Raw genomic sequence first — 9,251 nt, 5'->3', positions numbered from 1 at the left:
CGGCGGCGCTCGGCCCGCGTCTCCTCCAGGCGGTCGAACAGCCGCGCCACCACGAGCTGCTCCAGCACCGGGCTGGCGATGTCCACGGCGGCGCGGTACATGGCCAGCCGGCGCGCCAGCGCGGCCGTGGTGCGTACCCAGCCGATGCGCAGCCCGCCCCACCACAGCTTGGAGGCCGAGCCGATGCTGATCACGCGGCTGTCGGTGTCGAACGCCGCGGCCGGTGACGTTCGCGGCACCTCGTCCAGCGCCAGCTCCGACCACGTCTCGTCCACCAGCAGCACTGTCCCGGAGCGCCGGGCCGCGCCCACGATGGCGGCGCGGGTGGCGTCGTCCATGAGGGCGCCCGTCGGGTTCTGGAAGTCGGGCATGAGGTACGCCAGCCGCACCCCCGACTGGCGCATGGCCCCGGCCACCACGTCGGCCTGCCAGCCCTCGTGCGTGATGCCCACCGGGACGATCCTGGCGCCGCGCTGCCGGGCCACATCGATGGCGTGCGGGTACGTCGGCGACTCCACGAGCACCGGGTCGCCCGCGCCGACGAGCAGGCCGAGCACGAGCTGGATGGCGTGCTGCGAGCCCGTTGTGACGAGGATCTGCTCCGGCCGGGTGGCCAGGCCCCTGGCGGTGTAGCGGGCGGCGACGCGCTCCCTGAGGATCGGCAGTCCCATGGGGTCGTAGCCGTTGCCCATGCCGTACCTGGGCACATCCTCCACCGCCTCCAGCATCACCTCCCGCAGGACCGTCGGCGCGGGCGGGGCGGCGCTCTGGATCTGGATGAGGCCGTCGCCGTCGGTGCCGAGCCACGGGTTGTCCGTCGCGGTGGCCGGGTCGGGCAGGGCGGTCCAGCTCCCTGAGCCCTGGCGGCTCTCCAGGTAGCCGCGCTCGCGCAGCAGGTCGTAGGCCGAGGTCACGGTGGTGCGGCTGACCTTGAGGGTCTCGGCGAGGTGGCGTTCCGCGGGCATGCGCACGCGTACCGGGATCTGGCCGTCCATGATGCGGGCGCGCACACCGTCGGCGAGCGCGCGGTAGTACGGGCGCGCCGCCGGGTCGATCTGGATGAGCCGCGCCACCTGGGTCGCCGACAAATGCCTCATCAGGCCACTTTTCGCGATTGGCTCTGTTTTGGCAAATCCAGTGGATGCCACTCTGGGGCCACTATGAGCGAAGCGACCCTCCCCAGGCGCAGTTCCCTTCCCGCCCGTCTTGTCCGGTTGTACGGCGGACTCGCGCTATACGGCACCGGCATCGGCCTTCAGGTGGAGTCCGGGCTGGGAAACGACCCGTGGGACGTGTTCCACCAGGGCCTGGCCGTCAGGACCGGGCTGTCCATCGGGACGATCATCATCGGGATCGGCGCGCTGGTGATGCTGCTGTGGATCCCGCTGAAACAGAAGCCCGGGCTCGGGACCGTCAGCAACGTCCTCTTCCTGGGCCTCTTCGCGGACGCCGCGATCTTCCTGCTGCCCACGCCGTCGCACCTGGCCCTCCAGTGCCTGTACGTGGCGCTCGGCGTGGTCTCCATCGCCCTGGCCACCGTGCTCTACATCGGCGCCGGGATGGGGCCGGGTCCGCGTGACGGCATCATGACCGGGCTGGTACGGCTCGGCCTGTCGGTACGGCTCGGGCGCTTCCTCATCGAGATCACCGTCCTGGCCGCCGGGTGGCTGCTCGGCGGCACCGTGGGCGTGGGAACTCTGGTGTTCGCGCTGGCCATCGGCCCGCTGACCCAGCTGTTCACCCGCTGGTTCCCCCTGACGTGATCCCGTGGCCGGGCCGGGCATGACGCGACATGATCGGACCCGGTCACGGGATCGCCCCATGCGCGAGTAACGTCAAGGCATGCGGATCGAGGATTACGCCCTGATCGGAGACATGCAGTCCGCGGCGCTGGTCGGCAGAGACGGATCCATCGACTGGCTGTGCCTGCCCAGGTTCGACTCGCCGTCGTGCTTCGCGGCGCTGCTCGGCAGCGAGCGCAACGGGCACTGGTGGCTCGGGCCCACGGGCCGGCGGCCTGCGACGCGGCGTCGTTATCGCCCCGACACGCTCATCCTGGAGAGCGAGTGGGACACCCCGACGGGCACGGTCCGAGTGATCGATTTCATGCCGCCCCGCGACCGCAATCCCGACGTCGTGCGCATCGTGGAGGGCGTCTCCGGGAGCGTGGAGGTCTCCACGCAGCTCAGGGTGCGTTTCGACCACGGCAGGATCGTGCCGTGGGTGCGCCGCAGCAACGGCCATCTGCAGGCCATCGGCGGCCCCGACTCGGTGTGGCTGCACTCCCCCGTGCCGCTGAAGGGCGGCGACTACGCGCACCGGGCCACGTTCACGGTGAAGGAGGGCGAGCGGCTGCCGTTCGTCTTCACGTGGCACCCGTCGCACGAGCCGATGCCGCGGCAGATCGACGCCGAGACCCAGCTCGCCGAGACCGAGGCCATGTGGGCGGAGTGGGTGGCCCGATGCACGTACGAGGGGCCGTACCGTGAGGCCGTGGTGCGGTCGCTGATCACGCTGAAGGGCCTCACCTACTCCCCGACCGGCGGCATCGTCGCCGCGCCCACCACGTCACTCCCCGAGGACCTCGGCGGGGTGCGCAACTGGGACTACCGGTTCTGCTGGCTGCGGGACGCGACCATGACGCTCGACGCGCTGATCAGCTCCGGCTACCTGGAGGAGGCCGCGGACTGGCGCTCGTGGCTGCTGCGGGCCATCGCGGGGCGGCCCCAGGACCTGCAGATCATGTACGGCGTCGCGGGCGAGCGCCGGCTGCCCGAGCTCACCCTGGACTGGCTCGACGGCTACGAGGACTCCCGGCCCGTGCGGATCGGCAACGAGGCGGTCAAGCAGCTCCAGCTCGACGTGTACGGGGAGGTGATGAACTGCCTGTACGTCTCGCGCACTCGCGGCCTGTCCGCCGACGACCGGGCGTGGACCATTCAGCGGCAGCTCCTCGACTACGTGGCGGAGCACTGGGACGAGCCTGACGAGGGGCTGTGGGAGGTGCGGGGGCCGCGCCGGCATTTCGTGCACTCGAAGGTGATGTGCTGGGCGGCGATGGATCGGGCGGTCAAATACGTCGAGCGGTTCGGGCGTACCGGGCCGGTCGAGCGGTGGCGAACGTTGCGGGACACCATTCACGCCGAGATCTGCTCGAAGGGGTTCGACGCGCGTCGCAACACGTTCACGCAGTCGTACGGGTCGTCGGAGCTGGACGCGGCGCTGCTGCAGATGCCCGTCGTCGGTTTCCTGCCGATCGACGATCCGCGGATGGCGGGGACCGTCGCGGCCATCGAGAAGGAGCTCATGTCGGACGGGTTCGTGCTGCGCTACCCGCTGGCGGCCGACAACGACGTCGACGGGCTGACGGGTGGTGAGGGGGCCTTCCTGGCGTGCAGTTTCTGGCTGGTGGAGGTGATGGCGATGCAGGGCCGCAAGGAGGAGGCCAGGGATCTGTTCGAGCGGCTGCTGGCGCTGCGCAACGACGTGGGGCTGCTGGCGGAGGAGTACGACCCGCGCTATGGCCGGCTGGTCGGCAATTTCCCGCAGGCGTTCAGCCACGTGCCGTTGATCCACGCCGCCCGCGCGCTGTCATGAGGTCACCCGGGCACACCGATCGTGGCCCGGGGAACATGCACCTCCGCCAGGCTGCCCCTCACGTCACGTCGGTGCCGTCGGGCATGAGCTAGGGGTGCACGTCCACTGCGGGCCCTCGACGAACGCGCAGGCCTTGGCCGCCACGTGTTCAGGTCCACGCCTGGCCGGCGTGCCCCCTCGCCCCGGGACTGCCCGCGCGTAGGACCCGGGGTGAGGCGCCCAGCTCGCGGCGGCAGGCCTTGTTGAACGCCTGCAGGTCCGGGATCCCCACCGCCGCCGCTATCGCCGGAATCGCGAGGGTCGACTCGCGCAGCAGGTGCAGCGCGCGGGACATCCTCCTGCGGCGGATGTAGGCCACCACGGTGTGTCCCGTCTGGGCGCGGAACAACCGGGTGAGGTGGTTGTGCGACACCCCGGCCGCGCGGGCGATGCCGGGGACGGTCAGCGGCGCGGCGAGGTCCGCGTCGATGTGCTCCATGGCGGCCGCCACGACGGCGTGCGCGCTGCCTGCCACGGGCAGGTTCGCCACCCGCCACAGCACCGTCCACACCTCCGCCGACGCCCGCGCCCTGGTGTCGGGGACGGCCGCGATGGCCTGGCGCAGCGAGGCGCCGATGAGCGGCGCCTGGTCCCCGGTGTCCCGCATGACGGGAACGGCCCGCCGCTCGTCCACGCCTGCCAGCCTGAAGTGCGCGTACAGGTGCTCGGACCTGCCCCGGTAGCGGTAGTGCACCTCCGCGCCGGGCGGGATCAGGCTCACGCGGCCGGGCTTGATCTCGTGCACGGTGCCCTCGAGCACCAGTTCGGCGGCATACCCGTACAGGTGGAGCTGCCAGAGGTCGGGCAGCCGGAACACGTCGTGCGAGCTCACCACACCATGCACGCCCACCCCCGCCCCCGCCACCACGGGCGGCTCGGAGAGCGCGATCTCCACCTGTCGCACAGCGCCTTGTTTACACCAGTTGGGGAGAATGGACCAGTAGTTGATGATTACAACCAACGACACGGCTGATATCCGGTTCTAGCGTCGAGGCATGCGAACCACCACCACGCTGACTACCTTGCTGACCTCAGTACAGGTCGCCGGATTCGTGGCCGCCGGCTACCTGCGGCTCGACGGGGTCGTCCCGGACGAGCTCAACGACCAGGCGATCGACGTGCTCGAGGCGGGCATCCCGCGCCCGCCCTACGGAACGCCGGTCGCCCAGGCCTACCCCGAGGGATCGTTCGCCCGCCGGCTGATCGAGCTGCCGGCCGTCGCCGGCGCCCTGCGCTCGCTCGTCGGCCCCGATCCGACCGTCGACCACCACGCCGTGCACGTACGCGAGCCGCACGAGGGCCACGCCCAGCCGCTGCACGCCGACGCCATCATCGACACCCGCATGGACGCGTTCGACGTGCAGCTCATGTACTACCCGCGCGAGGTGACCGCGGACATGGGCGGCACCCTCGTGGTGCCGGGCAGCCACCTGCGCCGGATCAACGAGAGCGACACCGGCCGCTACCAGAACCTGCGCGGCCAGACCCGGCTGACCTGCGCGGCCGGGACCGTGATGCTGCTCCACCACGGCATCTGGCACGGCGGGCGGCGCAACGACAGCTCCATCCGGCGCTACATGTTCAAGATCCGCTTCAACCCGACCGTGCCGCAGGTGCGGCTCTGGGACACCTCCGACCTGGACGATCCCGCCGTCGTGGCCGAGCTGGGACGGCGTTTCCCCTGGTACGAGCAGGCGACCGGGCGGCTGGAGGTCCATAACCGGGTCCGCCTGTGGCGGGCCCTGACCAACGATCCCTCGTTCGACGTCGACTATTGGACCACTCGTGTGAACAACCGCCCCGGGAGGATCGCATGAAGCAGCAGGTGCTCGTTCTCTATCTGGCCACCTCCGCGCTCGACGCCCCCGTAGTGGGCTGGTCGCGGTACGACGGCACCGGGCGTACCGACCCGACGGCGGGCGACGGGGACGAGCCGCCGTACGAGACGGGGGTGGACGCGTTGCGGGACGGCTGGCGGCTGTTCCAGGCGTCCCAGCTCATCCCGCCGTATCCAGGGCACGAATACGACACGTCGTTTCTGAAGCACGAGTTCTTCTTCGAGAAACTCTCTTGACTTGCTCCCGGTCTGGAGAGCGGGGATTCCCGTGCCGCTTACGCGGCAGCTCGCGGCGCGGGTGACGAGCCGCGAGTGTGCTACGGGGTGCTTGACGCTTCACCGACCCGGGGGTCTCCACGTCCTGACACGACCAGCCCGGCCGCCTGTCCTCTGGCCTTGATGTTCTTCGCCGCGTTCACGTCGGCATGCTCGACATGCCCGCAGGAGGTGCATCGAAAGTCCGCTTGGAGCTCTCGCGGGACTTGCGATCCACCGCGCTACACGCTCCGACCTGTCCACGCTCCGCCGCCTCATCCTCCGACCGGGACCACACTCATCCTCGCCTTGAAGGCCGAGGCTTTTGCGCACCTTCGGTAAACCCTGGCGTACGGCCGCAGAGGAGGAGCGGGACGCCGGACGGGCGCCCGCTCCGGCCACCGGGCGACCGCGAGCGGATCGGCTCGTCCCGGTTCCGGTGATCCGGAAACCCGTGTTTCGGGCCTGGGATGTGAATCCGTGCGGGAGCGCTCCCAATCGCTCTGTAGCTCGTTTGAACAGCGAATACACCAGATCATTGGACCCAATGTCCAATGAAGGCACCTTCGCAAGACGCCGCGACTGCGCCGGGGCGGGGGCCTTGACATCCCAGGCAGACCCCTCCATACCGGTTCGTCACTACAACGTTCCATGTTTTCATATATCTCGAAATAACGCCATTGAACTGGTCTTTTGCCACCGCACTACGGTTAGTCAAAAGGCCAGACAATTCCGGCGGGTCCGATATTTGGTATTGAGATCACCATTGCGGGAACAGCTGACATACTGCGTTTGGGAGCGCTCCCGCGAGCGAGTTCCCCCCATGACGTCCCCCACGAGGACCGGCTGTGAACCATCCCGACCCCCTGCTCGACGCCCGGCGCCCATGGGCCGCGCACATCTGGTGGATCGCCCTGGCCATCGGCGTGGCCGGCTTCGCCTTCGTCTGGCTGGCCACCCCGCACGCCCGCGAGATCGACGCCGCTTGGCAGCTCGTGGCCAAGCTGCTCGCCTTCGCCTTCCTGTGCTGCGCGATCGCCTTCTTCCCGTGGGTGTCGCCACGCCTGAACTGGCTGCTGTACGTCCCGTTCGTCTTCCTGACCGGCTACCTGATCCCGAGGATCAGCTGGTTCTACTACGGGGACGGCGCGCGGGCGCACGCCGACAGCTTCTACACCCACCTGTACCTGCTGCTGTATCCGGGGATCGTGCTCACGGTCGCCGCCGCGTACCGGATCGGCGGCGGCTCCCCCGGCCGCTGCCTGAAGATCATGGCCACCGGAGTGCTGCTCGTGTTCTCGGGCTTCCTGGACGTGATGTGGCAGGTGGTCAACCCGATTGAGATCCCCGACCGAATCGACGCCCCCCACATCAACCTGTTCACCGGCGGGCCGATCTCGTTCGGCGCGGCGATCTGGTTCACGCTCGCCCACGTCCCCTTCATCGTGGGGATCAACCTGCTTCCCCTTGACCGCTGGATCGCGCGCCTGACGGGAGCCGGCGCGGACGCCACTCGGAGGAGGTGACCATTTGCCGAACGCGCCTGCGGCACCGCCCCTCATCGAGATCTCGGTGGCGGCGCCCGCGTACAACGAGGCGGAGAACATCGCGGCCGCGGTGACGGAATGGCGGGAGTACCTGGAGCACAACCCGGCGATCGGCGCTTGGGAGATCGTCGTGTGCGACGACGGCAGCGGCGACGCGACCGGGAAGATCCTGGAGGAACTGCGGGAGGATTGCCCGCAACTCGTCGTCGTCACGTTCGAGCGCAACCTCGGCGCGGGGGCCGCCATCGCGGCCGCCATCGCGCGTACCCGGATGGACTGGGTCGTGCTGCTGGACTCCGACGGACAGTTCCCGATCGCCAACCTGGACCGGTTCATCGAGCGCATCCGCTCGGGGGCGGGGCTCGCGTTCTCGGGCGCCCGGATCAGGAAGGCCGACAGCCTGCCGTACCGGTGGGGGTCGGCGGCCAGCGGCGCGGTCAGCAACCTGCTGCACCGCACCCACTACCGCGACTTCAACTCGATCTTCAAGGTCGTGTACGGGCCGCTGTTCCGCGCGCTGCCGCTGGAGTCGGCCGGGATGAACTGCTCGACCGAGATCACGGCCCGCGTCTCCGAGCTGGGACACGCGTGGGTGGAGCTGCCGATCGAGCATCGCGAGCGGGGCGGCGGCAGCCGGGGCTGGCGCTTCTGGCGGGGAGCGCGCGACCGGGCCCTGTTCGTGGGGTACCTGGGGCTGCGCCACTGGCTGCTGCGCCGTGGCGTGCTGCGCGTCCCGGTCCTGGACGAGGAGGTCCGGTGAGGGTTTCCCTGTTCAGCGGCGGGCGTGGCGCGGCCGGGATCGCGCGCGCCCTGCTGCGCAGGCCGGGGCTGGAGCTGTCCCTGCTGATCAACGGGTACGACAACGGCCTGTCCACCGGCGCGCTGCGCCGCTACCTGCCGGGCATGCTCGGCCCGTCGGACTTCCGCAAGAACCTCCTGCTCCACCTGGACCGCGGCGACCCCCGCCGGGAGCTGCTCGAACGCCGGCTCGCGCCGGGCACCACGGCCGCGGACCTGGAGTGGCTGATCGACGGGCCGCTGAACTACCGGATCGCCCGGGAGCTTCAGGTCTTCGCCGGACGGCTGCGCGCCGAGCCCGACGGGCTCGACCTGGCCGACTGCGCGCTCGGCAACCTTGTGTTCGCCGGGGCGTACCTGCGGCTGGGCGAGGACTTCAACGCCGCGGTACGCGCGTGCGCCCTCACGTTCGGGTCTCCGGCGAGGCTGCTCAACGTGACGGCCGGCGAGAACGCGTTCCTGGTCGCGCTCAAGGAGGACGGGCGGGTGCTGGCCGACGAGGCGGACATCGTCGCGCCGCAGGACGCGACGGCCATCACGGGGCTGTTCCTGCTGCGGGAGCCGCTGGCGGCCGCCGCGCGCGCCGAGCTGGCGGGACGGCCGCCGGAGCGAGTGCGGGAGCTGCTCGCCCGGCACGCGGCCGGGATCTCGCCCAACCCCGAGGCGCTGGAGGCGGTCCAGGACAGCGACCTCGTCGTGTACGGCCCCGGCACGCCGCACTCGTCGCTGCTGCCCAGTTATCTGACGCCGGGTGTGGCCGAGGCGATCGCGGAGAGCCGGGCCGCGGCCAGGGTGTTCGTGGTCAACATCGGGGGCGACCATGACATCCAGGGGCTGACGGCCACCGATCTGGTGGATCGCACGCTGGCGTACCTGGGCGACCCGGGCAACGAGCGGCGGACGATCACGCACGTCCTCAGCCATCACGGCGCGTCCGGCGGGCCCGCGGTGCCGCGCGGGGTCGTCGAACGCGGCTGCTGGGCGGGGGCGCGCTGGATCAGCGTGGACCTGGAGGACGCCGAGCGTCCGGGCACGCACAGCGGCCCGCGCACGGCCGAGGCGCTCCAGGCCGTGGTCGGCGAGATCCCGCTGGCGCGGGCCGGATGAACGGCCCCACAGGCCCGGCAGACGCTCCCGGGGGAGGCGCCGTCCGCGCGAGCGTGCCGCTTGCCGGGGTG

The 9,251-nt window shown here is 70.5% G+C and carries 9 protein-coding genes and 1 pseudogene; 7 read left to right on the top strand and 3 right to left on the bottom strand.

Annotated elements, in window-relative coordinates; translation table 11 throughout:
* A partial coding sequence (locus tag AB0J09_RS45365) for a PLP-dependent aminotransferase family protein (protein WP_360705751.1) occupies positions 1–1,097 on the bottom strand: 1,097 nt, incomplete at its 3' end.
* A 63-nt stretch (positions 1,098–1,160) separates the two neighbouring features.
* Here AB0J09_RS45365 and AB0J09_RS45360 point away from each other — a divergent pair.
* Both AB0J09_RS45360 and AB0J09_RS45355 read left to right on the top strand, forming a co-directional pair.
* A complete protein-coding gene (locus tag AB0J09_RS45360) occupies positions 1,161–1,763 on the top strand; it encodes a hypothetical protein (protein WP_360705748.1) in 603 nt (200 codons plus the stop codon).
* 79 nt (positions 1,764–1,842) lie between these two features.
* Entirely contained in the window at positions 1,843–3,597 is a 1,755-nt protein-coding gene (locus AB0J09_RS45355; protein ID WP_360705745.1) for a glycoside hydrolase family 15 protein, read from the top strand.
* 148 nt (positions 3,598–3,745) lie between these two features.
* Here the strand turns inward: AB0J09_RS45355 and AB0J09_RS45350 are convergent, their stop codons facing one another.
* Positions 3,746–4,540: a helix-turn-helix transcriptional regulator gene (locus AB0J09_RS45350; RefSeq protein WP_360705743.1), complete on the bottom strand. Its 795-nt coding sequence runs from the start codon at positions 4,538–4,540 to the stop codon at positions 3,746–3,748.
* 91 nt (positions 4,541–4,631) lie between these two features.
* Here AB0J09_RS45350 and AB0J09_RS45345 point away from each other — a divergent pair, with 91 nt between their 5' ends.
* Positions 4,632–5,453: a phytanoyl-CoA dioxygenase family protein gene (locus AB0J09_RS45345; RefSeq protein WP_360705741.1), complete on the top strand. Its 822-nt coding sequence runs from the start codon at positions 4,632–4,634 to the stop codon at positions 5,451–5,453.
* Positions 5,450–5,710: a hypothetical protein gene (locus AB0J09_RS45340; protein ID WP_349448871.1), complete on the top strand. Its 261-nt coding sequence runs from the start codon at positions 5,450–5,452 to the stop codon at positions 5,708–5,710. The genes AB0J09_RS45345 and AB0J09_RS45340 overlap by 4 nt, the downstream gene beginning before the upstream one ends.
* Before the next feature lie 80 nt (positions 5,711–5,790).
* Here AB0J09_RS45340 and AB0J09_RS45335 read toward each other — a convergent pair.
* Positions 5,791–5,907: pseudogene (locus AB0J09_RS45335) on the bottom strand (hypothetical protein); the annotation flags it as partial.
* Between the two features lie 669 nt (positions 5,908–6,576).
* Here AB0J09_RS45335 and AB0J09_RS45330 point away from each other — a divergent pair.
* Genes AB0J09_RS45330 through AB0J09_RS45320 form a run of 3 tightly spaced genes read left to right on the top strand, consistent with a single transcriptional unit; the run spans position 6,577 to position 9,180 of the window.
* Positions 6,577–7,254 (top strand): hypothetical protein, encoded by a 678-nt coding sequence (locus AB0J09_RS45330; protein WP_360705738.1) that lies wholly within the window; start codon positions 6,577–6,579, stop codon positions 7,252–7,254.
* Positions 7,255–7,258: 4 nt separating this feature from the next.
* Entirely contained in the window at positions 7,259–8,035 is a 777-nt protein-coding gene (locus AB0J09_RS45325; RefSeq protein ID WP_360705735.1) for a glycosyltransferase family 2 protein, read from the top strand.
* The gene (locus tag AB0J09_RS45320) at positions 8,032–9,180 is read left to right on the top strand and encodes a 2-phospho-L-lactate transferase CofD family protein (protein WP_360705732.1); all 1,149 of its coding nucleotides are present in this window, start codon (positions 8,032–8,034) and stop codon (positions 9,178–9,180) included. The genes AB0J09_RS45325 and AB0J09_RS45320 overlap by 4 nt, the downstream gene beginning before the upstream one ends.
* Positions 9,181–9,251 lie beyond the last annotated feature (71 nt).

Origin of the sequence: Nonomuraea sp. NPDC049784 (genome assembly GCF_040659615.1) — a bacterium.
In the GTDB taxonomy this organism is placed as follows: domain Bacteria; phylum Actinomycetota; class Actinomycetes; order Streptosporangiales; family Streptosporangiaceae; genus Nonomuraea.
The sequence above is the reverse complement of the archived record's forward strand: the minus strand, read 5'-3'. Positions and strand labels throughout refer to the sequence as shown.

Bases quoted from the DNA above. Each gene is read 5' to 3' on its own strand.
- AB0J09_RS45360 (WP_360705748.1), top strand. From the start codon at position 1,161: ATGAGCGAAGCGACCCTCCCCAGGCGCAGTTCCCTTCCCGCCCGTCTT.
- AB0J09_RS45355 (WP_360705745.1), top strand. From the start codon at position 1,843: ATGCGGATCGAGGATTACGCCCTGATCGGAGACATGCAGTCCGCGGCG.
- AB0J09_RS45345 (WP_360705741.1), top strand. From the start codon at position 4,632: ATGCGAACCACCACCACGCTGACTACCTTGCTGACCTCAGTACAGGTC.
- AB0J09_RS45340 (WP_349448871.1), top strand. From the start codon at position 5,450: ATGAAGCAGCAGGTGCTCGTTCTCTATCTGGCCACCTCCGCGCTCGAC.